A 20,276-nucleotide genomic window follows, 5' to 3' on the forward strand; every position below is an offset into this window, starting at 1 on the left:
GGTTAGCCACGCTCCCAGTAGCTCGGTCCAACGGGTTCTTGGAAGTCGTCAGTAGCAATCAGGTAACCCTCATCGTCAACGCCGATCGGCAGCTGCGGCAGCGCGTGGCCGGCCGGGCCGAAGATGACCTTGCATTCCTGGGTCACATCGAAGGTTGACTGGTGGCACGGGCACAGCAGGTGGTGCGTGTGCTGTTCGTACAGTGCCACCGGGCAGCCGACGTGGGTGCAGATCTTGGAGTAGGCGACAATGCCGTCCACGGCCCAGTTTTCCCGGCCGGGGGAGGGGTTCAGCTCGGAGGGGTCCAGGCGCATCAGCAGAACTACTGCCTTGGCCTTTTCTTCGAGCTTGTGCTCCTCCAGGTCCTGCAGGCCTTCCGGAATCACGTGGAAGGCGGAACCGATGGTGACATCGGAAGCCTTGATCGGCGTACCGCTGGGATCGCGTGCCAGACGCAGGCCCTTTTCCCACATAGTGTGCCGCAGCGTGTTGCCGGGCAGGGGGCCCAGGTCACGGAAGACGGCGATGGCGGGAAGGGGAGCCAGGATCATGGCGCCGAGGAGGGTGTTGCGGATCAGGGGACGGCGCTTGATGCCGGTCTCCTCGATGATGTCGCCCACCATCTTTTCAGCGATGACGCGGTCCTCTTCGGGCCGGATCTCGTGGCGTTCTTCCACGATCTCGTGGTCCGGCATAAGGGTCTTGGCCCAGTGCACAATGCCCACGCCGATGCCGAGCATGGCAAAGGCGGTACCCAGGCCGAGGAGGATGTTCTGCAGCCGCAGCGTAGCGATGCTGGCATCATCCAGTTGGATGCTGAAGTACCCGATGAAAAACACGATGGTGCCGATGATGGAGATGACGAACAGAAGCGCCACCTGCCGTTCGGCCCGCTTTTCGGCGCGGGGATTAACGTCGGCTAGACGAGGGCGGTGCGGAGGAAGTCCCGGATCCTGGAACTTCTCCTCATCTCCCTGGCCAGCCGTAGCGACGGTGCCCGAGGTGTTCGGACTGCCGTGACTATGGTCGCCCATGATCCCCCTCATCCTTCTCTGAAAACTGCATTTATAGACCTATGTGTAACTGTGATGTCACCCGTGCGGGTGAGCGCGGCGGTGGTTAGGAAGACCGGGAGGTCAACCAAATGGTGAAAGCGATGATGATTCCCAGACCAGCGGTCCAGATAAAGAGACCCTCGGAGACCGGGCCCAGCGAGCCGAGCTGCGCTCCACCGGGGGAGCCGCTTGTCTCGATGTCCTTCAGGAACGTGATGATGTCCTGCTTGTCCTCGGGGGAGATGTTGGTGTCGTTGAAGACAGGCATGTTCTGCGGGCCGGTGACCATGGCCTCGTAGATGTGCTTCTCGCTGACGCCGTCCAGGGACGGGGCGAACTTGCCGCGGGTCAGCGCACCGCCGGCAGCGGCGGCGTTGTGGCACATGGCGCAGTTGACGCGGAACAGCTCGCCGCCGTTGGCGGAAGCTTCCTCGTCGGAGGTGTCCGGCTCGAGGTATTCGGAATCCGGAACAGCAGGACCGGCGCCGAGGCTGGCAACGAAGGCAGCCATCTGGGCGGTCTGCTCCTCATCGAACTGCACGGGCTTCTGCTGGGCCTGCGGGCCCTGCATCGCCATCGGCATGCGGCCGGTGCCCACCTGGAAGTCGACAGACGCGGCGCCGACGCCTACCAGCGAAGGACCGTTCTCGGTGCCGGTGGCTTCAACGCCGTGGCACGTTGCACAGTTGGCGACGAAGAGCTTCTGCCCCTCGCTGACGTCTTCGGCAGTGTACGTGGTGGTCGCGGCCTGGGCCTGGTTGGTGCCGTTGGCTACGGCATAGAGACCACCCGTAACGAGGAGTCCCAACAGCAGCAGCGCGACTGCTGCGAGGGGATGACGCCGCCTTTGCGATAGTGCCTTCACTTCGTAGTTCCTAACTTATGTGGTCTTTGGGAAACAGGTGCCACTTTGGGTATTTCTTGGGTGCGGTCCTCAAGCAGTGTTACTTGAGGAAGTAGATGATGACGAACAGGGCAATCCAGACCACATCAACGAAGTGCCAGTAGTACGAGGTAACGATCGCCGAGGTGGCTTCGAAGTGTCCGAAGCGCTTGGCGGCGTAGGCACGGCCGATGATGAAGAGGAACGCGATCAGTCCGCCGGCCACGTGCAGGCCGTGGAAACCGGTGGTGAGGTAGAACGCGGAACCGTAAGAGTTCGACGAAAGGGATACGCCTTCGGAGACGAGCATTGCGTATTCGTAGGCCTGGACGGAGACGAAGATCGCTCCGAGCACGAAGGTCAGCAGGAACCACTCAGTCATGCCCCAGCGGGAAAGCTTCAGGAGCCCTCCGGTGCGGCGTGCCTGAAGCCGTTCTGCGGCGAAAACGCCAGCTTGGCAAGTGAAGGAACTGGAAACAAGGATCACCGTGTTAACGAAAGCGAACGGAACGTTCAGCTTCTCCGTCTCCATGGCCCACAGATCGCTCGAAGTGGAGCGAAGGGTGAAGTACATGGCGAACAGGGCAGCAAAGAACATCAGTTCACTGGAGAGCCACACCACGGTTCCAACGGAAACCATATTGGGGCGGTTCAGCGTAGGGTGAGCCGGGGTACTGGGGGCATGGGTCGCTGTTGTCACATAGACATTATGGCGGTAAAACAGCCCAGTTCTCCAACAGATGGAGGCGCTCGGCGCGTCCGGGGAGGCGACCGGAGCCCCGGATCCCTGTACTGGCGCGGAAATGGGGCCCCCAGAAACAATCCAGCAATTTCTACGAATCGTAGATAACCTAAGGTGTGTGACTACCATTCCGAGTTCAACGGACACCTGGCCGAGCCTGATTACTGCACTGATTGAGGGGGAGAACCTCGGGACGGAGCAGACCCGCTGGGCCATGGCCGCGATCATGGCCGGGGAGGCGACGGACTCGCAGATTGCGGGCTTCCTGGTCGCGCTCCGGGCCAAGGGGGAGACCGTTGACGAGCTCACCGGACTGGTCGAGGCCATGCTTGCCAGTGCACGGCCCATCCATATCCCCGGAGACACCCTGGACATTGTGGGCACCGGCGGAGACCGGCACAACACGGTGAATATCTCCTCGATGGCGGCACTGGTCTGTGCCGGCGCCGGGGCGAAGGTAGTGAAGCACGGAAACCGGGCGGCGTCGTCGTCCTCGGGCTCAGCCGACGTGATCGAGGCGCTCGGCGTCCGGCTGGACCTTCCGGTGGACCGCGTGGCACGGGCCGCGGTGGAGGCGGGAATCACGTTCTGCTTCGCACAGGTTTTCCACCCGTCCATGCGGTTTGCGGCTGTGCCCCGCCGCGAGATGGGCGTAGCGACCGCCTTTAACTTCATGGGACCGCTGACCAACCCTTCGCGGCCCAGTGCTTCGGCTATTGGAGTGGCGGATGCGCGCCTGGCGCCGCTGATGGCGGGCGTGCTGGCAAAGCGCGGCGTGCGTGCCCTGGTCTTCCGCGGGGATGACGGGCTGGACGAGATGACCACCACCGGTGTGTCCACCGTCTGGGAGGTCCGTAACGGGGCCGTGAGCGAGTCAGTAGTGGATCCCCTGGATCTCGGGATCAGCAGGGCCACGCTGGAGGATCTGAGGGGCGGAGACGCGGCCGCCAACGCCGCCGTCGTGCGGAGCGTGCTGGCCGGGGACAAGGGGCCGGTACGCGATGCCGTGGTGCTCAACGCCGCTGCGGCCCTGGTGGCCCTGGATCCGGAGGCTGAGGGCCCGCTGACGGAGCGGCTGGCGCGGGGACTGGAGCGGGCCTGTGCCTCCATTGACAGCGGTGCGGCCCAGGCTGCCCTGGACCGCTGGGTGGACGTGACCCGCTAGCCCCGGAGGGCCGGCGGCGCGCGTTAGGTGTCGAACCCTGCGCTAGCTGTCCAACCCTGCGCTAGCTGTCGAACCCTGCGCTAACTGTCGAAGCCGAGGGAGAACGCGGCGTCAAGATCGTGCTGGGAGTACGCGCGGAACGCAATCTGCGTGGTGGTCCCGATGACGCCGTCGACCTTGGAGAGCCGGTTGGCGATGGCGTCCGCCAGGTCTTCGTGGCGGCGGACCCGCGCAATGGCGATGAGGTCGCACTCACCGGTGACGGAGTAGACCTCGCTGATGCCCTCGATCTCTGAAATCTCTTCGGCACATTCCGGAATCCGGGCCGAATCCGTCTGGATGAGTACAAAAGCGGTAATCATGGCGTGCCTTTCGCTGCTGGATGGCGCCGGTGGCGCCTGTTTCCTTTTGAGCCTAGTTGATCCGGCGCGTCCGGTGAGCTGTCCCGCCCCGGGACACCGCGTGCCACACCAGACGGTGGCCGAGCAGGAAGGCGCCCAGCACCAGCAGGGTCACCAGCTGGAAGCTCAGTGCGGTGCCTCCGCCCGCCAGTGACCGGATACCGAGGCCTGCGGCCACGGTGACGAGCCAGATCACGACGCCGGCGGGCCAGAGCCGGGCGGGGCGCCGCCATGCCCGCGTGGCGGCCCAGCCGGCCAGGCAGGCAAGGATGAAGGGCAGCGCGGTGAGCAGGATTCCGGTTACGGCGAGCCCGTGCTCATGGCTCTGCCGCCCGAGGGCCGCAAAGACGGTGATGAGGACCAGGTCGCCGCCCAGGAGCACCGGCCAGCTGCGTCGGTCCGGACGGGCGGCTGCCCCGGGGCCGCCCGCTGACGGCGCGGCTCCGGAAGGTTCGGTGTGTTTTGCCCTGGTCATGCCTTTTGTCCTACCGCGTTTTCCCGGACGTAGGGGCCGAGCAGTTCGCGGACCCGTGCCTCCACGGATTCGCGCTCGGTGCCGGATTCGAGCAGCCGGGTGGAGGAATGCACAATCGCGTTGATCAGTTCAGCTGTGACTTCGGGGTCCGCAACGCCGAGCAGGGTGAGGGTGTCCACCAGGGGTGTGAGCAGCTGGCGGTGCATCATGGTGCTTTGATTATCCAGCTCCTCGCCCGGGGCAACCGCGGCCAGCGCCGTCCCCACGGCGTGTTCGCCTTCGGCCACCAGGGCGATGTTGGTCAGGACGTAGGCCATGATGCGGTCCGCAGGTTCAGGCTCGGAATCCATGGCCTCACGGACCCTGCGCGTCCAGCGGGGAAACACATCCTGCACGAGGGCGTGGAGCAGGTCCTGGCGGGACTTGTAGTACTGGTAGGCGCTCGGACGGGCGAGGCCCGCCAGCGCGGCAACTTCGGCCATGCTGGGGGCCTCGCCCGTCCGGGCCAGGAGGGTTCGTGCCGCGTCCAGCAGCGCCCGCTGCTGCGCCGCCCGGTGCTCGGCCACCGTGGGGGCATTGATTCGGGGCACGTGCCCTCCTGTTCGTACTGTTCTAGCGTTCGCACTGTCCGGGGACAGGCGCGTGTCTTAGCCGGCCAGCTGACCGTCCACCATCTCGACCACGCGGTCGCAGTGGTGCAGGACATCGTGATCGTGGGTCACCATAACTGTAGCAACGCCGCGCTCATGGGTTTCCCGTGCCAGCAGCGCCACCACGTCCTGGCTGCGGGCCCGGTCCAGTGCCGCCGTCGGCTCGTCCACGAGCAGCAAAGTGGGCCGGTTCACGAGCGAGCGGGCAATGCCCACGCGCTGGCGCTCACCGCCGGAGAGCTGGTCGGGGCGGCTCTTGGCCTTGTGCTCCATCCCCACCGCCGCCAGCAGTTCCAGGGGATCGAACCCGTCACGGTTGCCCGCCAGCTTCAGCATGAGCTGCAGCTGTTCGGCGGCGTTCAGGGCCGGGATCAGGTTCCCGGACTGGAAGACGAAGCCGATTTCCTTCAACCGGAACTTGGCGCGGTCCGCTTTGCCGAGGGCGCCCAGGTCCGTGCCGTTGACGCGGACGGTGCCCGAGTCCGGTGTGGTCAGGGCGCCGGCGACCGCCAGCAGGCTGGATTTTCCGGCGCCTGAGGGGCCGACAACGGCCACCATTTCCCCGGGCGAAACGGACAGTGAGACGTTGTCGAGCGCCTGGACGGTGCTGTCGCCGTCGCCCAGTGCCAGGTTTGCTGCCTCGATCATCAGCCCGCCGGTGCGTGTGCCGGGGTTGGATGCCTGTGTTGCGGTGCTCATCGCTGTCCTCCAAGTGCCACCAGGGGATCTACGCGGGAAATCCGGACGATGGCAAGGGCGGCGCCCACCAGGCCCAGAAGGATCGTCAGCACGGTTGCCGTGGCGATCGGGGCTGCCTCCAGGGCGAACGGCATGGCCGTACCGCTCAGGCCGGCACCCATGCCGAGCCCGGCGAGGATGCCCACCACAGTGGAGAGAACCAGGATGATGGCGGCCTGGAGCAGGCCGTCACGGAGCAGGTAGCCGGTGGATGCGCCGACGGCGCGCAGCACGGCGAGTTCATGACGGCGCTGGATGGTCCAGACCGTGAAGAAGGCGCCGACCACGAGGGCGCAGATGGCGTACAGGAAGACCTGGATCATTTCCAGCGTCATGGTTTCGGCGGAGTAGCCGGGGGAGGCATTGAAGGATTCCTCCAGAGTGGAGGTGACCGTTCCCGCGGCGGCGTCACCGGCAGCGAAGTCGATGTCCGCGCCGTCGGCGGCCTTCAGTGCCACGGTGCTGGCCGTGGCGAAGTCCACTGCATCAATGGCGTCCTGTGTCGGGGTCCCGGGAGCACTCTGGCCGCTGGCCAGGTACTGCCAGGTGTCCAGCGGAAGGTAGGCCAGATCCACGTGGCCGAACGTCGCCTGCCCCTCGGTGTAACCGACCACCGTGAGTTCGACGCCGATGCGCTCGAGCGTGACGACGTCGCCAATCGCCAGGCCTTCGTCGGCAGCGGTGGCGGAGACCACAATCTCATCGGGGGCGTTGATGCTGCGGCCCTCGCCGATCTGCGGGGCGAGGAAGGAATCCGTCTCAATGCCGAACAGCGCAAGGTCAACCTGGGTGCCGTTGCCGGTGGTGCCGTTCATCATGGCAGTGCCCATCAGGGCGGCATCCTCGACGCCGGGCTGTTCGGCCCAGGCGTCGGCCTGGCCCTCATCCACCACGCTGCGGGAGAACGCATTGTCGGTTTTGGTGCCCTCGTTGAAGGCGAAGGCGGTGGCCGGCATGGACTTCAGTCCGGACACGCCGTCATTGACGAGGCCTGAGGACAGGCCGGACAGGAGGACCATCAGCACGGCGATCAGGGCGACAACGCCGCCCATCAGTCCGAACCTGGCCCGTGCGAAACGCAACTCGCGCAGCGCTAAAAACATCGGAACCCCTTGCTGGATCGTATGCAGGTGTTACCAACAGCTTGTCGGTAACATACCAACATCATGTCAGAAAGAAGCACACGGGTACAACCGGGGGAGCGGCCCGCCTTTCTGCAACGCAGAGGGCACCGGCACCGGGCAGTAAAACCTGCCGATGCCGGTGCCCCGGGGTGAAGCTAGGACCAGATATCGTCGCCGCGCAGCGTCGCGTCGGCGCCGCCGTCGGTGTAGATGGTCTGGCCGGTGGTGTGCGTGTTCTCCTCGGAGGTGAGCCAGATCAGCAGACGGGCAATAACCTCTGGTTCGGAGTGGCCGTTCAGCGGCATCGGCACGTTGTCGTCCACCATGGCCCGGCCTTCCGGAGTGGCGAGCAGGTCGCGGGTCATCGGGGAGAGCACGGTCCCGGGGGCGACGGCGTTCAGTGGGATGCCCGCTCCGGCGAAGGCCGGGCTGATGCTTTCGCGCCGGACCCAGCGGCTCAGGGCACGCTTGCTGGAAGGGTAATTGAGGTAGCCGACCTGCGGACCCTGGTCCGCCATCTGCTTGCCGATCCGCAGTGCCTCTTCCTCATTGCCGGCCAGCATCGCCTCGACAAGCTCGGGGGAGTTGGGCTGCAGGCTGGCCATGGAGCTGACGACGGCGGCGCGGGGTGCGTCGCTCTTGGCGAGCGTGGGGGCCAGGGCGGTCAGGAAGTCGGTGACTCCGAAGAAGTTCACCGCCACGGTGATGGGGGCGGGTGCGGAAATGCCGGCGCACGCAATCACGGCGTCAACGGTGCCGCCGGCCAGCTCAACGGCCTTGGCAACGGCGGAGGAGCGGCCTTCCGGGGTGCTCAGGTCCGCTTCGACGTCGGCGTTGCGCAGGTCAACTCCAATGACGTTGTTGCCGGCCTCCTTCAGCAGGTTGGCGGTGGCTGCTCCGATGCCCGAAGCCGATCCGGTCACAATGTAGGTTCTAGTCATGTTTACAGTGTAAACCCGACCGCCCGTGTCTGTCCGGGCCTACGCCTTGCCGCTTTCCGCTGCCGGTCCGGGCCCGGCAGCGTGCCGGCGGATGCGTCAGCTCAGCCTGTCCGGCCAGTCAGGCGGTACCCGGTCTGCCGGGCCGGGGACTGACTGGCTGAGCGGATGGTGCTCCGGCGGCGCCAGCGGGGGACCGGCGAAGACGGAGGAATCGGTATAGTTCCAGAACCATTCCTCACCGGGCTCGTAACTGCGGATGATCGGGTGTCCGGTGCTCTGCTCGTGGGCGGTGGCGTGCCGGCCGGGGGAGTTGTCGCAACAGCCGATGTGGCCGCATTCCGCGCAGCGTCGCAGGTGATACCACCAGCCCTGCTGCTGTGTGCATTCCACGCAGCCCGGGCCGCTGGGCGGAACCGACGTATTGATACCGGGGACGGATTCCATGGCGGGGCTCCTTGCATAAAGGCGGTGCCGGTAGCTTCCACGCTAACCAGCCGCGGGCTTCCGCAACAGGGCCCCCGGCCGCCCGGACCAGGCGGCGGGAACCTTGGCTCCGCTCAGCCCAGCCAGGCGGTGGTATCCGGAGGCAGCAGCCCGTCCTGCAGCGGGGCACTGGAATGCAGGACGGTTCCGGCGGGCAGTTTAACGGGCGCCGGTCCGAAATTGGTGATGCTCTGCCAGTTGCCGGGCCGGATGAAATGCAGGACGGAGGAAGCACCGGGCACCCAGGAAAACTCCTCGGCGCCCTGCAGTTTGCCGCGCAGTTCCAAGGCGCGCCGGTAGAAGTTCAGCGTGGAGCCGGCATCGGTGTCCTGCAGCGCGACGGCCGCCCGGCCGAACTCCTGCGGCTGGGGCAGATGGGCCGCACCGGCGCTGAAGCCAAAGGACGGCCCATCCGCAGTCCAGGGCAGAGGTACCCGGCAGCCGTCCCGGCCCTTCTCTACTCCGGCATTGCGGAAGAAGGCGGGATCCTGGCGTTCGGCGTCCGGGATGCCGGCTACCTCGTGCAGGCCCAGTTCCTCGCCCTGGTACAGATAGGCCGAACCGGGCAGGGCAAGCATCAGCAGGGTAGCCGCCCGTGCCCGGCGCAGCCCCAGTTCCCGGTCCAGTTCTTCCTCGGGGCCGCCGGCCAGAACCCAGGCCTTGCCGTCCTGCCCCTTGGTACTTCCGGCCGGGGCGGCCGGCAGCCCGTAGCGGGTCGCGTGCCGGACGACGTCGTGGTTGGACAGGACCCAGGTGGACGAGGCACCGGTTTGCGCCGCCTGGTCCAGGTTCTCCGTAATGACCGCGCGGAAGCGGGTGGCGTCGAAGTCCGCCTGCAGCAGGTCGAAGTTGAAGGCCTGGCCCAGGCCCTCGGGGCTGGCATACCGTCCGCGGCGGGAAGCGTGGACCCAGGCTTCGGCCACGGCGGTGCGCGGCGGGGTGTATTCATTGAACAGTGCACGCCATTCGGTGTAGATGTCATGGACCTCGTTCCGGTCCCAGAACGGATGCCCGCCGTCGGTTCCCTCCCCTTCGGCATCCAGCAGCGCGCTGGCGGCGAGCGGTTCGCTCAGGTCCTTGGCCAGGGCATGGGCCACGTCGATCCGGAAGCCGTCCACGCCCCGGTCGGACCAGAACCGCAGGGTGGCCAGGAAATCATCGCGGACTTCACGGTTCTCCCAGTTGAAGTCCGGCTGTTCGGGGGCGAAAAGGTGCAGATACCACTGCCCGTCGGGCACCTGGGCCCAGGCGCTGCCACCGAAGACCGACTGCCAGTCCGAGGGCGGGGAGGCGCCGTCGGGGCCGGTCCCGTCGCGGAATATGTACCGTTCCCTTGCCGCCGAGCCGCGGGGCGAGTCCAGTGCTTCACGGAACCAGGCGTGCCGGTTGGAGGAATGGTTGGGGACAATGTCCACAATCAGCCTGATCCCGGCCCCGTGCAGGGCCGCGGCCATCTCGTCGAAGTCGGCCAGCGTGCCCAGACGCGGATCGACGTCGCGGTAGTGGTCGACGTCGTATCCGCCGTCGGCGAGCGCGGAGGGATAGAAGGGACTGAGCCAGACGGCATCCACGCCCAGGGCGGAAAGGTAGGGCACCTTGGCGGTGACGCCCCGGAGATCGCCCAGCCCGTCTCCGTCGGAATCCGAGAAACTGCGCGGATACACCTGGTAGACCGCGGCCTGGCGCCACCAGTTCGGATCGGCAAGCGGATCGGCGTCGGAAGGAAAGGGCTGCGGGGTTGAAGTCAAGGCGATCCTTTGCGGGAAGCGGGAAGCGGGAAGCGGGAAGCGGGAAGCGGGAAACGGGCGTGGTTGGACTCTACTCCCGCCCCCGGAGCAGCAGCAGCCTGCGCTCGTGCCGGTTCTTCGCCAGGTCCGCCGCCCGGAACTCGGCCCGGGCCTCGGCGTCCCTGCCCCGCCGGGAAAGCAGCTCCCCGTGCACGCTCCGGGCACCTCCAATGCGCCACAGCGCATCGATGCGGCGCCGGATTGCTGCTGCGTGCTCCGGGCCGGCGGCTACCGGTGCTCGGTGCGCAGTTTCTCCTCGTCCCTGCGCCATTTTTCTTCCTTCCGGATGTACTCGTTGTCAGCGAAATCCGCGAAGTCCTCCGCCTCGGTCACCCGGCGCACTTCCAGCTTCGATCCGGGCCCGAGCGGGCAGCGGGCGGCCCATTCCACCGCTTCCTCGGGGGAAGCCGCGGAGATGATCCAGAAACCGTTAAACAGCTCGCGGGTATCCCCGTAGGGGCCGTCAGTAACCAGCGGCGAATCTTCGGAAAAGTCCACCACGAAGCCTTTGTCCGAGGAGATGTCCGCCAGGCCTTCGCCGGCCAGCAGTACGCCGGCGTTGATCAGCGACTCGTTGTAAGCGCCCATCCGGTTAATGACTTCCTCAATCCTTGTAGGCCTGCACGCCCGCGTCGGTGGACCGCATAATAAGCATGTACTTCATGGTGGACACCTTCTGTTCTCTGCTGCCACTGTGAGGACGCGGTGTTGCGTCTTCTACTATGGCGTCGAACGGGCGGCCCGGATACCGACAGCCGCGAAGAAAAATCTGTACCGTCTTCCAAGGACGTGAGGATATGGCCGAACCCTCCGGCGATGCCGAAGCGGACAGGGCGATCAAGGCACGTCTCAGGGCCATCTGGTCGCTGGGAAACTATGCGCTGGTGGCCGCCGAAACCATATCCGCCCTGGGACCCGTCCTCGTCCGGGCCACCGGCATCAGCGGCACTGACCGGGTCCTGGACGTTGCCGCGGGGACCGGAAACGCCGCCGTTCCGGCCGCGGAAACCGGAGCGGATGTGACCGCTGCGGACCTGGCGCCGGATTTGCTCAATGCCGGCAAGCGGTTGGCACTGGCCCGGTCCGTCCGGCTGACGTGGGCCATCGCGGATGCCGAGGACCTTCCCTATGCAGACGCGTCCTATGACGCGGTGATCTCCTGTGTAGGCGTGATGTACGCCCCCCACCACCGGCGGGCGGCCGCCGAACTGGTCCGCGTCTGCCGGCCGGGCGGGCGCATCGGACTGCTCAGCTGGAGTCCCGAAGGGTTCATTGGCAGCATGTTCGCTGCCCTGACGCCGTACTCGCCGCCGCCTCCGCCGGGAACGCAGTCACCGCCGCTGTGGGGCAACCGGGAGCATGTTGAGTCCCTCCTGGAGGGACAGGTGCGGGACTTCCGCGCCGAGCGACGGACCGTGCTGATTGACCGGTTCGCAACGCCGGAGGATTTCCTGGGCTTCCTCAAGGCCCACTACGGGCCCGTCATGGCGGTCTACGAATACCTGGGGTCCGGTCCGGACCGGGCGCGGGCACTGGATGGGGAACTGCTGTCCCTGGCGAGGAGATACAGCACCCAGGCCGGCGGTATGGCCATGGACTGGGAGTATTTGCTGGTGACGGCCACGCGGTCCTGACAATGGCCGCCCGGGGGAGAGGCAGGGGTTTCAGGCGTGGCCGGCGGCCGGGCCTTCTCCCGTCGGCAGCGGCAGGCGCATTAGGACCTCGTCGCGGAAGTCGTCTGCACTGAGCCGCAGGGCGCGGGGCCGGCGGCCGTACTCGGTCCAGCCCAGGCGGGCGTAAAAGGACTCCAGCCCCATGCCGCCGCGGAGCTCCAGGATCAGTTCGTCCAGCAGCAGTTCCCGGTGGGCATATCGGGCGGCTTCCTGCATTAGCGCGGACCCAATGCCCCGGCCGCGTGCCGCCGGCGCAGTCTGTACGCGGGTGATGCGGGCCCAATGGCCGGTGAGGGTGCCCGGGTTGACGGTCAGGACCAGCCAGCCGGCCAGTGCGCCGTGTTCCTCCGCAATCAGCAGCCGGGAGCCTTCGGGCGCGAGGGCGTCAACGAGCGCTGCCAGCGCCGGCTCGACGTCGCCGGTATCCACCGGCAGCATCGGGAAGCCGACGGCGCCGCCGGCATTGCTGACGTCCGTCCAGCAGTGCAGCAGCTGACGGCGCACAGCGGGGGAAAGGCCGCCGGGGGAGTCGAGCCAGGAAAACGCCACTGTCATTCGCCGGCCCCTGCGGCCCGACCTGGGCGTACGGGTGGGATGGGAGAAACCCATGCCAGCACGCCCGGGTCCTGTTCGAGCTGCGCCAAGGCAAGGTCAGCACCGGTCCGGTTCACGAAAAACAGCATACGCGGGCCATGGATTTGGGCAACCGTGTCGTTGTACCAGGCGCTGGGGGAGTTCGTCTCCGATGTGGACGGCTAGCCGGTGTCCGGTCCGGTGACTGAAACATCTGCAGCCGGCTCCGCCTGCCGCAGGCATTCGGCTATACGCTCTGCATCTTCTGCGGTGGCGTCAGACGTTAGGCTGAGGCCCAGGTATGTGGAGGGATAGTCCGCTGACTGGAATGCTTCCTCAATGAAGGGATCCTCCAGGCATGCCTCATCGGTGCCGGACCGGGTTCCGGCAACGCCCACGGCCCATCGGTCCGGGCGTCCGCCGGGGCTGTCCACTCCGCCGGAGCCGCATGCAGCCATGACCAGTACGACGCCGCATGCCGCGGCAGCGGTAAACCAGCGGTGGATGACCATGGCGCCTTCCTGGAGGACGGACGTTTGCCGTGAGCCTAATGCCTGCCAGCGGTCGCGGCCAGCAGGGGTTCCGGCGGGGTCCGGGGGAGCCCTTCCAATGCGCTAGTTGACATAATGTGGATTATCGGCGTTTATATATGGTCCGGGGAAGAGGCCTGGAGCCTTATATCCGGCCTTCGGTACATATGACTGCTTTTGCGCCTGATCCCCCGGATTTTCAGCGGAATTCACCGGATTGACAGTACTGGCAGTCCGGCGGCCTTGCCTTCCTGACGCCGCTGCGCAAACTGCCCGTGGATCGGCCTCGGCGTCAGGGCCTGAAAAACGGCTGACCTGGTCACGCAGATTTCCGTCCCCGGACGTCCCGCAGCATGCTCCTGCGTGAGTTGACATAACGTCCCCTGCAAGCTGCCGGAGGCGCTTTTGCCAGTTGACATAACCGCTGACATAACCGCCCAGAGTCGATGGCGGCATCCGCTGTCCCCCGGGAACGGCACCGGCGGCGGCGGGATCCGGGCCGGCACGGCGTTCGCCAAAACGGGATGTTGGTCACTTTGACGCTATATTTCGCCGCCACGGGCCCGCCGCGGCTGTACCGTTTGGTGCAGCGACTTTGATTGCCTATATGATCTACGCTCAAACCCCCCCAAATCAGGAGATATACACAACAAAATGGCTACCGATTACGATGCCCCGCGCGTCAAGGAAGAAGACCAGCCGACAGACTCCCTGGAGGGACTGAAAGCTCAGCAGCGCGGCGGAGCGATGACTGCCGTCATTGATGTCGAAGAGTCGGACGCGATCGACGGTTTTGACCTTCCGGGTGCGGACCTCTCCGGCGAGGAACTCCTGATCAAGGTTGTTCCCCCGCAGGCCGACGAATTCACGTGCATGTCCTGCTTCCTGGTCCGCCACCGTTCGCAGATTGCCCGCGAAAAGAAGAACGGCGAGGCCTTCTGCCTGGACTGCGAAGGCTAAGCTCTCCCCTGCTTGGATCAGCCGGGTTCCGTCCACGAGGCGGGGCCCGGTTTTTTGTTGCCCGAAACGCCCGCTGCCTGCCGGTCCTCCCCCGGTCCGGGGCTAGGATTTCGGGATGAGCAATCCACTTCCCGCCTCAGCCCGGCAGCTTGTTCCGGCAGACCGTGCCCTGGTGGAGCTTGCCCGCCGGACCATCGATGCAGTCACCGACGCCGGCCCGGACGAGGACGGTATCCACACGATGGGCGCCGCCGTCCGGACAGCCGACGGCGGTACATATGCGGGCGTGAACCTCTACCACTTCACCGGGGGTCCCTGCGCTGAACTGGTTGCCCTGGCGGCGGCCCGGGCAGCCGGGGCAGGGCAGCCGACCCATATTGTGGCCGTGGGTAACCACGGCCGCGGTGTGCAGAGTCCATGCGGCCGCGACCGGCAGGTGTTCAGCGATTACTATCCCGGCATCCGCGTCATTGTGCCGGCACCGGACGGCCCGGTGAGCGTCGAGGCCCGGGATCTCCTGCCGCTCGGCTTCCTTCCCCCGGCAGGGTAGGGACATGACCGCAACCCCGGCGGCCTTTCTGCGTCCGTGGGAGGCCGGCGACGCGGTTGCGTTGCACGAATCCGTCGAGGCGGACCCGGGCCTGCAACGCCAGCTGGGGGCCGGGGTGCCGGACTCGCCGGGCGCCGCAGCCTATCTGGAGTACCTGCTTGGCGCCCAAGGTGCGGGCCGGCAGGACTTCGCCGTCGACGTCGGCGGAACCGCGGCCGGCAGCGTCGGAATCAGTGCCATCGACGCCCGCCACGGCACGGCGTGGGTTTCCTACTGGCTGGGCCCGGCGGTGCGCGGCCGGGGCCTCGCCGTGCGGGCAGTGGCAGCCGCTGTGGAGTGGGCATTGACGGAAGGTGGGCTGTTCAGGCTGGAGCTTGGCCACCGGACGAACAATCCGGCCTCGTGCCGGGTCGCCATCCGGGCAGGCTTTCGGGTGGAAGGAATCGAACGGGCGAAACTCCGCTACGGGTCCCGGCGGTTCGACGTCGAAACGCATTCCCGGCTGGCCACCGATCCGTGGCCTGACGCGGTTCCGCTGCCCTGGACCGACAAACTGCCCTGGACCGCCCTGCCCGGCACCGGGCGGGAACCGGACGTCAGTCCCCCGGCCCCTCCACGTCCTGAATGACTTCGTTGCGGCGCAGGAACCAGGGGCGGTACGGCGGATCGAACCGGGCGAAGCGCGGACTGCCCACGGGCGTGAAGCCCTCTGCGGAGAGCGCCCCCAGCAGCCCGGCCAAATGGCCCCGGTAGTTGGCCTCGCTCCACCGGCCGGTAAAGGAAGCGGCAGCGCCTGTCTGCCCCGGCACCGGGATGATGCTCACCGCCGGGTCCTCCGGCACCGGTGCTGTATGTGCGGTGAGATCGGCAGGGAGGATAAAAGCCACGCTGTAGGCGCCTGGGACGGGGCTGGGCTCCAACAGCACCGGAGCCGTCATGGCCAGCGTTTCCGCGAACCGCACCTCACCGGGCGGATACGGCTCCAGTACTCCCCGGGAGGAATTCTGCCCGCTGATGTAGGCAAAAAGATGCCTGAACCCGGTATTGCCCGCGCCTTCGAACCCGGCATTCACGGTTACCTGGGCCAGGATGTGCGCCGGATAATGGCGCAGTTCGAACCCGGGGTATCGGCCCAGGACCGTATACGGCTGCTGCTCGGTCATGGTGCGGTTGAGGGTACGCTTCATGAGCGCACGAGAACAGCGTGGAGAGCACTAGGATAAAGCGGTGCCCACCGAATCCACTGCCCTGCTGCGCGACCTGGTTCTTCCTATGCTGGAGCAGGATCTTGTGCCGATTGTCCAGCTCGGACACCCCGCCCTCCGGCGTACTGCGCTGCCGTTCGACGGCGAACTGGACGCAGCCGAACTGCAGGCCCTGATCAGCCTGATGCGCAGGGTTATGCATGCCGCTCCCGGCGTGGGGCTCGCGGCACCCCAGCTGGGTATTCCGCTGCAGATCGCCGTGCTTGAAGACACCTTCGAGGTGGGCGAAGAGGTGGCGGCAGTCCGGAAGCGGTCTCCCCTGCCCTTCTTCACCATCATTAACCCCCGCTACGAGGCCGACGGCGAGAAGTCCGCGGAGTTCTATGAAGGCTGTCTGTCCTTTGAGGGATACCAGGGGGTGGTCCGCAGGCATACGTCAGTGGTGCTGGATTACACCGACCCGCAGTCCCGGCAGCACATGGAGCGGTTCAGCGGATGGCAGGCACGCATTGTCCAGCATGAAACGGACCACCTCTACGGGACCGTCTACGTGGACCGGATGCTGACCCGCTCCCTGTGCAGCAATACCGAATATGCCCGGCGCTGGGCCTCGCCGGATATCGGTGAGGCCCGGCACGTGCTCGGGTTCTAGCTCCTACACTGCCGCAGGCTCCGCGTCCCGGGCCTGGTCCCGGGCAGGATTCTGCGCCGTCGGTAGCCACCGCGCCCACCAGTCCAGCAGGTGCTCAAAACGCTGCCGGCGGTGCCAGGGCGTACCGCTGCGGGAGAGTTCGTGGTTCTCCCCCGGGAAAAGCAGCATCTGCGTGGGCACGGAGCGGAGTTTCAGCGCGGTGTAGTAGCGCTGGGCCTGTTCCACCGGGCAGCGCAGGTCATTTTCGGAGTGCACCACGAAGGTAGGTGTGCGGACGGACTCCACGCACGCCATCGGACTCTGCGCCAGCACCCCTGCCTGGTCGGTGCCGGTGTACCCGGCGCTGAAGAACCAGCCGATATCTGCGGAACCGATGAAGGACAGCGGGTCCAGGAAGCCGCGTTCCACCACCGCAGCAGTGAACCGGTGGTCGTGGGCGATGGTCCACGCCGTGAGGTAGCCGCCGTAGGACCCGCCCATGATCCCCAGCCGGCTGCCGTCCAGCTCCGGGTGGGCGGCGAGGGCGCCGTCGACATACGCCAGGACATCGGCAAGGTCATGGGTTCCCATCGCACCCTTGATGGCCCTGCCGTGTTCCTGGCCGTAGCCGGCCGATCCGCGCGGATTGCACATGAGCACCGCATAGCCCGCGCGCGTGTAGATCTGGGTTTCATCGAAGTAACCCCACCCGTACTGGGCAAAGGGACCGCCGTGGATGTTGAGCAGCACCGGATGCGGGCCGGGGCCCTCGGGCAGCGCCAGCCAGCCGTGCACCGGGTAGCCGTCGGCGGAGGAATAGGTTTCCTCCAGCGGCAGCGATGCCGGGCACTGTTCCCGCAGGGTCGCGGAGAAATCCGTGATCGTCCGGAGGCCGCTTTCCTCGACGACGGCCAGGTCGCCCGCGGTGCCTGCATCCGTGTACGTCACCACAATGGTGCCCTCAGCGGAACCGGCGGCGGTAACCACCTGCGGGCCGGAGACCAGCGTCTGCACGCCGCCCCGCGGATCCACGGAGAGGAGTTCGCCCGTGCCCCGGTGCCGGTTAAAGACAAGTACCTCAGCTGCACGATGGGGAAGGACCGTACCCTCGGCGAGGTCGGTGCCTTCGGGATCAGTGAGCCTCCGGACGTCGGTCGGATCCGCGGTCGGGGCTGCGTACAGGGCAGTATTGCGTGCCACGAAGTCCGTGCCGCTTTCCGTGAGCTCCTGGCCGAGGTAGAACAGCCACACCCCGTTGGCGCTTTCCACCGGATCCGAAACGGACAGCGGAATCCGGCCGACCGGGTTGGTCAGCTTCCGCAGTCCGGAACCATCGGTCGTGATGCTGTAAACATCAGCGACCAGCGAGGTGTCATCCCGGTCCCGGGTATAAAGGACCCGGGTCCCGTCCGCCGAGAAGACCGGCTGCAGATGATCGGCCGGTGCGGTGGTGAGCTGCCGGGCGGCAGGCACCCCGGCAGATCCCGTCTCGGTGTCCTGCCCGGCGGCCGCCTGCCCGGCGGCCGCCTGCCCGGAGGCCGCGCGCCCCCGGGGTGCAACATACGGCTCGGCGTCCAGGTCCGGCAGATCCAGCAGGAAGACCTGCGTGGGCTTGTCCCCCGTGTAACCGGTTCCGTTCATCCTGTACTTCAGCGTAGTGACCAGACGGGGGTCCTCGGCAGCGGCGGGGACGCCTTTGACGGTGCCGTACCGGCCTTCCTCAGGCACGCGGGCGGAGAAAACCACCTGCTTCCCGTCCGGGGAAAAGGAGAACCAGCTGACGCCCAGCTTCGCGTCCGTCAGCCGGACCGGTTCGCCGCTGCCCGCACCCAGCACGAATAACTGGGGCGGTTCGCCGGCATCGGCGCGCAGGAAGCCGAGGCACGCGCCGTCGGGACTGTACTTCGGCAGGCTGTCCCGGAAGCCGCGGGTGAGCCGTCGCGGGCGGCCGGCCCCGGCCAGGGGGACCCGCCACAACTGCCCGGCGTAGGCGTCGGCGGCAAAATCGGGGCGGGTCACCGATACCACGCAGTGCAGGGCGTCCGGGTGGACGGCCGGGGCGGAAAGGGAATTGAGGAGAGGCAGGTCACATGGTTTCACGCTTCGAAGCCTAATCATGCCCGGCTTCCCGGCCAACTGCCGCCTTAGGATGGACATATGCCTTCCCAGCCGCAACTCGCCTGTCCCGTCTGCGGTGGAAGGCTTGAACCGGACCCGGCGCGCCGGACGCTTACCTGCCCGGCCGGACACCGTTATGACGCCGCAAAGCAGGGCTATTTCAATCTGCTTACCGGCAGCGGCACGAAATTCCAGGCGGACACCGCCGCAATGGTGGCTGCCCGCACCGACTTCCTGGCCGTCGGCCATTACCTGCCGCTGGCGGCGGAACTCGCGCGGCTGGCCGCGCAGTCGGCGCCGGAACCGGCAGTAGTGCTCGACGCCGGCGCGGGCACGGGCTACTACCTGGCCGAGGTGCTCGCATCCCTGCCGTCCGCAACGGCGGTGGCACTGGACATCTCCAAATACGCGTTGCGCCGGGCGGCCCGTGCACTGCCGGACACGTACTGCCTGGCGTGGGATGTGTGGCGGCGGCTCCCGCTGCCGGACGGGTCCGTGGATGTGGTGCTGAATGTCTTCGCTCCCCGGAACCCTGCGGAGTTCCGCCGGGTTCTCTCGCCTGGCGGGGTTCTTGCGGTGGTGACGCCCCGGCCCGAACACCTGCAGGAAATCCGCGCTGCGGCAGGGATGCTGGACATTGCCGGCAACAAGGAAGAGGACGTCGCGGCGGCCGTCGCCCCGGGATTCACCCCCGTACACACCGGCATCTGCACCTACCCGATGCAGCTTTCTGCGCTGGACATTCGGAACGTGGCACTCATGGGCCCTTCGGCCCGGCACCTGGACGAGGCGGCCCTTGGCGCTGCGGTTGCCGCGCTGCCGGACCCGATGCAGGTCACAGCCTCATTCACCCTGCAGATGTTCCGGGCAGAGTAGGCACACCTTTACAAAACGTTATCCATCCGGTGCCCCCGGCCCTAGGTCTAAGGCAGTTATTCAGGCAGAATGAACGAATACGCCCGCAACATACCGGAGCCCGGCGCCCAGCATGACGACCCAGGCGGCGGACCGGGGAAGCCGAGGGGATATCACGATGCAGGACGTTTTCGAATGGATGCTCAGCTATGGCTGGGCGCTCTGGCTGGTGCTCTTCCTGGGCTTTGCCGCTGTTGAAGCGCTCACCCTGGACCTGTTCTTCGCAATGCTGTCGGTCGGGGCACTGGCCGCCATGATCGCCTCCCTCTTTGCCGCACCGCTTTTCCTGCAGGTGGTGATCTTTGCGCTGGTTTCCGTCCTGATGATCGGCGTGGTGCGTCCGCTGGCGCTAAGGCACCTCAGGCACAGCACCAAGGACCAGCTGTCAAACATCGACCGCCTGGTGGGCGGTCCCGCACTGACCCTCGAACCCGTCTCGGGCACGGCGGGAACGGTCAAGATCGGCGGGGAGACCTGGTCGGCACGCAACGCTGATTCCTCCACCGTGCTGCCGGCCGGCGTGCAGGTCAGCGTTGCACGGATCGACGGCGCTACCGCCGTCGTGGAAGCGGCCGAAAGCAGCGGTGCCGCGCAGCATCCTGCCCCGAACAAAAACGAAGCGCACTAACGACTCAGCCGGGACGGCGCCGCCGCACCGGAAGACAACAGCAGCAGGG

Annotated in this window: 24 protein-coding genes and 1 pseudogene; 8 read left to right on the forward strand and 17 right to left on the reverse strand. The window is 66.6% G+C overall.

Features of this window, described 5'->3' with window-relative positions; all coding sequences use genetic code 11:
* Window positions 1–2 precede the first annotated feature (2 nt).
* The 3 genes from qcrA to ctaE form a co-directional block, all read right to left on the reverse strand.
* Complete coding sequence (qcrA, locus tag AC5RTS_RS00665; protein ID WP_493990150.1) at window positions 3–1,034, reverse strand: cytochrome bc1 complex Rieske iron-sulfur subunit; 1,032 nt, start codon at window positions 1,032–1,034, stop codon at window positions 3–5.
* Window positions 1,035–1,119: 85 nt separating this feature from the next.
* Window positions 1,120–1,920, reverse strand: coding sequence for a cytochrome bc1 complex diheme cytochrome c subunit (qcrC, locus tag AC5RTS_RS00670; protein ID WP_227927781.1), 801 nt, complete (start codon window positions 1,918–1,920; stop codon window positions 1,120–1,122).
* A 79-nt stretch (window positions 1,921–1,999) separates the two neighbouring features.
* Window positions 2,000–2,638, reverse strand: coding sequence for an aa3-type cytochrome oxidase subunit III (ctaE, locus tag AC5RTS_RS00675; protein ID WP_227901822.1), 639 nt, complete (start codon window positions 2,636–2,638; stop codon window positions 2,000–2,002).
* A gap of 160 nt (window positions 2,639–2,798) precedes the next feature.
* Between ctaE and trpD the strand changes: the two genes are divergently transcribed.
* A complete protein-coding gene (gene trpD / locus AC5RTS_RS00680; protein ID WP_493990151.1) occupies window positions 2,799–3,845 on the forward strand; it encodes an anthranilate phosphoribosyltransferase in 1,047 nt (348 codons plus the stop codon).
* Between the two features lie 80 nt (window positions 3,846–3,925).
* Here the strand turns inward: trpD and AC5RTS_RS00685 are convergent, their stop codons facing one another.
* From AC5RTS_RS00685 to AC5RTS_RS00730, 10 genes and pseudogenes are all read right to left on the reverse strand, one after another.
* Complete coding sequence (locus tag AC5RTS_RS00685) at window positions 3,926–4,207, reverse strand: Lrp/AsnC family transcriptional regulator (RefSeq protein WP_493990152.1); 282 nt, start codon at window positions 4,205–4,207, stop codon at window positions 3,926–3,928.
* Between the two features lie 52 nt (window positions 4,208–4,259).
* Complete coding sequence (locus AC5RTS_RS00690) at window positions 4,260–4,721, reverse strand: DUF3054 domain-containing protein (RefSeq protein ID WP_493990153.1); 462 nt, start codon at window positions 4,719–4,721, stop codon at window positions 4,260–4,262.
* Window positions 4,718–5,311 (reverse strand): TetR/AcrR family transcriptional regulator, encoded by a 594-nt coding sequence (locus AC5RTS_RS00695; RefSeq protein ID WP_493990154.1) that lies wholly within the window; start codon window positions 5,309–5,311, stop codon window positions 4,718–4,720. Before AC5RTS_RS00695 ends, AC5RTS_RS00690 begins: the two co-directional genes overlap by 4 nt.
* A 57-nt stretch (window positions 5,312–5,368) precedes the next feature.
* Window positions 5,369–6,070, reverse strand: coding sequence for an ABC transporter ATP-binding protein (locus tag AC5RTS_RS00700; protein WP_493990155.1), 702 nt, complete (start codon window positions 6,068–6,070; stop codon window positions 5,369–5,371).
* Entirely contained in the window at window positions 6,067–7,212 is a 1,146-nt protein-coding gene (locus AC5RTS_RS00705; protein ID WP_493990156.1) for an ABC transporter permease, read from the reverse strand. Before AC5RTS_RS00705 ends, AC5RTS_RS00700 begins: the two co-directional genes overlap by 4 nt.
* Window positions 7,213–7,388: 176 nt before the next feature.
* A complete protein-coding gene (locus AC5RTS_RS00710) occupies window positions 7,389–8,174 on the reverse strand; it encodes an SDR family oxidoreductase (protein ID WP_493990157.1) in 786 nt (261 codons plus the stop codon).
* Window positions 8,175–8,270: 96 nt separating this feature from the next.
* Window positions 8,271–8,618 (reverse strand): UBP-type zinc finger domain-containing protein, encoded by a 348-nt coding sequence (locus AC5RTS_RS00715; protein ID WP_493990158.1) that lies wholly within the window; start codon window positions 8,616–8,618, stop codon window positions 8,271–8,273.
* A gap of 113 nt (window positions 8,619–8,731) precedes the next feature.
* Complete coding sequence (locus AC5RTS_RS00720) at window positions 8,732–10,405, reverse strand: glycoside hydrolase family 13 protein (protein WP_493990159.1); 1,674 nt, start codon at window positions 10,403–10,405, stop codon at window positions 8,732–8,734.
* Between the two features lie 70 nt (window positions 10,406–10,475).
* Complete coding sequence (locus tag AC5RTS_RS00725) at window positions 10,476–10,715, reverse strand: hypothetical protein (protein WP_493990160.1); 240 nt, start codon at window positions 10,713–10,715, stop codon at window positions 10,476–10,478.
* Window positions 10,673–11,108 (reverse strand): annotated as a pseudogene (locus tag AC5RTS_RS00730) (YciI family protein). Before AC5RTS_RS00730 ends, AC5RTS_RS00725 begins: the two are co-directional and overlap by 43 nt.
* 133 nt (window positions 11,109–11,241) lie before the next feature.
* On the opposite strand from AC5RTS_RS00730, the gene AC5RTS_RS00735 reads away from it, so the two are divergent.
* Entirely contained in the window at window positions 11,242–12,078 is an 837-nt protein-coding gene (locus tag AC5RTS_RS00735) for a class I SAM-dependent methyltransferase (protein WP_493990161.1), read from the forward strand.
* A 30-nt stretch (window positions 12,079–12,108) separates the two neighbouring features.
* Here AC5RTS_RS00735 and AC5RTS_RS00740 read toward each other — a convergent pair whose 3' ends face one another.
* Window positions 12,109–12,672, reverse strand: a complete 564-nt coding sequence (locus tag AC5RTS_RS00740) for a GNAT family N-acetyltransferase (protein WP_493990162.1) — start codon at window positions 12,670–12,672, stop codon at window positions 12,109–12,111.
* A 200-nt stretch (window positions 12,673–12,872) separates the two neighbouring features.
* Complete coding sequence (locus AC5RTS_RS00745) at window positions 12,873–13,202, reverse strand: hypothetical protein (RefSeq protein ID WP_493990163.1); 330 nt, start codon at window positions 13,200–13,202, stop codon at window positions 12,873–12,875.
* Window positions 13,203–13,874: 672 nt separating this feature from the next.
* Between AC5RTS_RS00745 and AC5RTS_RS00750 the strand changes: the two genes are divergently transcribed.
* From AC5RTS_RS00750 to AC5RTS_RS00760, 3 genes are all read left to right on the forward strand, one after another.
* A complete protein-coding gene (locus tag AC5RTS_RS00750) occupies window positions 13,875–14,180 on the forward strand; it encodes a DUF4193 domain-containing protein (RefSeq protein WP_493990164.1) in 306 nt (101 codons plus the stop codon).
* A gap of 115 nt (window positions 14,181–14,295) precedes the next feature.
* Window positions 14,296–14,730, forward strand: a complete 435-nt coding sequence (locus tag AC5RTS_RS00755) for a cytidine/deoxycytidylate deaminase family protein (RefSeq protein ID WP_493990165.1) — start codon at window positions 14,296–14,298, stop codon at window positions 14,728–14,730.
* 4 nt (window positions 14,731–14,734) lie between these two features.
* Window positions 14,735–15,358: a GNAT family N-acetyltransferase gene (locus tag AC5RTS_RS00760; RefSeq protein WP_493990166.1), complete on the forward strand. Its 624-nt coding sequence runs from the start codon at window positions 14,735–14,737 to the stop codon at window positions 15,356–15,358.
* Here the strand turns inward: AC5RTS_RS00760 and AC5RTS_RS00765 are convergent.
* Entirely contained in the window at window positions 15,327–15,917 is a 591-nt protein-coding gene (locus AC5RTS_RS00765; protein WP_493990167.1) for an SOUL family heme-binding protein, read from the reverse strand. The two genes, AC5RTS_RS00760 and AC5RTS_RS00765, sit on opposite strands and share 32 nt — an antisense overlap.
* 85 nt (window positions 15,918–16,002) lie before the next feature.
* Here AC5RTS_RS00765 and AC5RTS_RS00770 point away from each other — a divergent pair, with 85 nt between their 5' ends.
* Entirely contained in the window at window positions 16,003–16,587 is a 585-nt protein-coding gene (locus tag AC5RTS_RS00770) for a peptide deformylase (RefSeq protein WP_493990483.1), read from the forward strand.
* 3 nt (window positions 16,588–16,590) lie between these two features.
* Here the strand turns inward: AC5RTS_RS00770 and AC5RTS_RS00775 are convergent, their stop codons facing one another.
* Entirely contained in the window at window positions 16,591–18,666 is a 2,076-nt protein-coding gene (locus AC5RTS_RS00775; protein WP_493990168.1) for a S9 family peptidase, read from the reverse strand.
* Window positions 18,667–18,723: 57 nt separating this feature from the next.
* Between AC5RTS_RS00775 and AC5RTS_RS00780 the strand changes: the two genes are divergently transcribed.
* Together AC5RTS_RS00780 and AC5RTS_RS00785 are read left to right on the forward strand one after the other, a co-directional pair.
* Window positions 18,724–19,560, forward strand: a complete 837-nt coding sequence (locus AC5RTS_RS00780; RefSeq protein ID WP_493990169.1) for a methyltransferase domain-containing protein — start codon at window positions 18,724–18,726, stop codon at window positions 19,558–19,560.
* Between the two features lie 157 nt (window positions 19,561–19,717).
* Complete coding sequence (locus AC5RTS_RS00785) at window positions 19,718–20,227, forward strand: NfeD family protein (protein WP_493990170.1); 510 nt, start codon at window positions 19,718–19,720, stop codon at window positions 20,225–20,227.
* Window positions 20,228–20,276 lie beyond the last annotated feature (49 nt).

This window comes from Arthrobacter sp. MDT1-49-2, assembly GCF_059090185.1.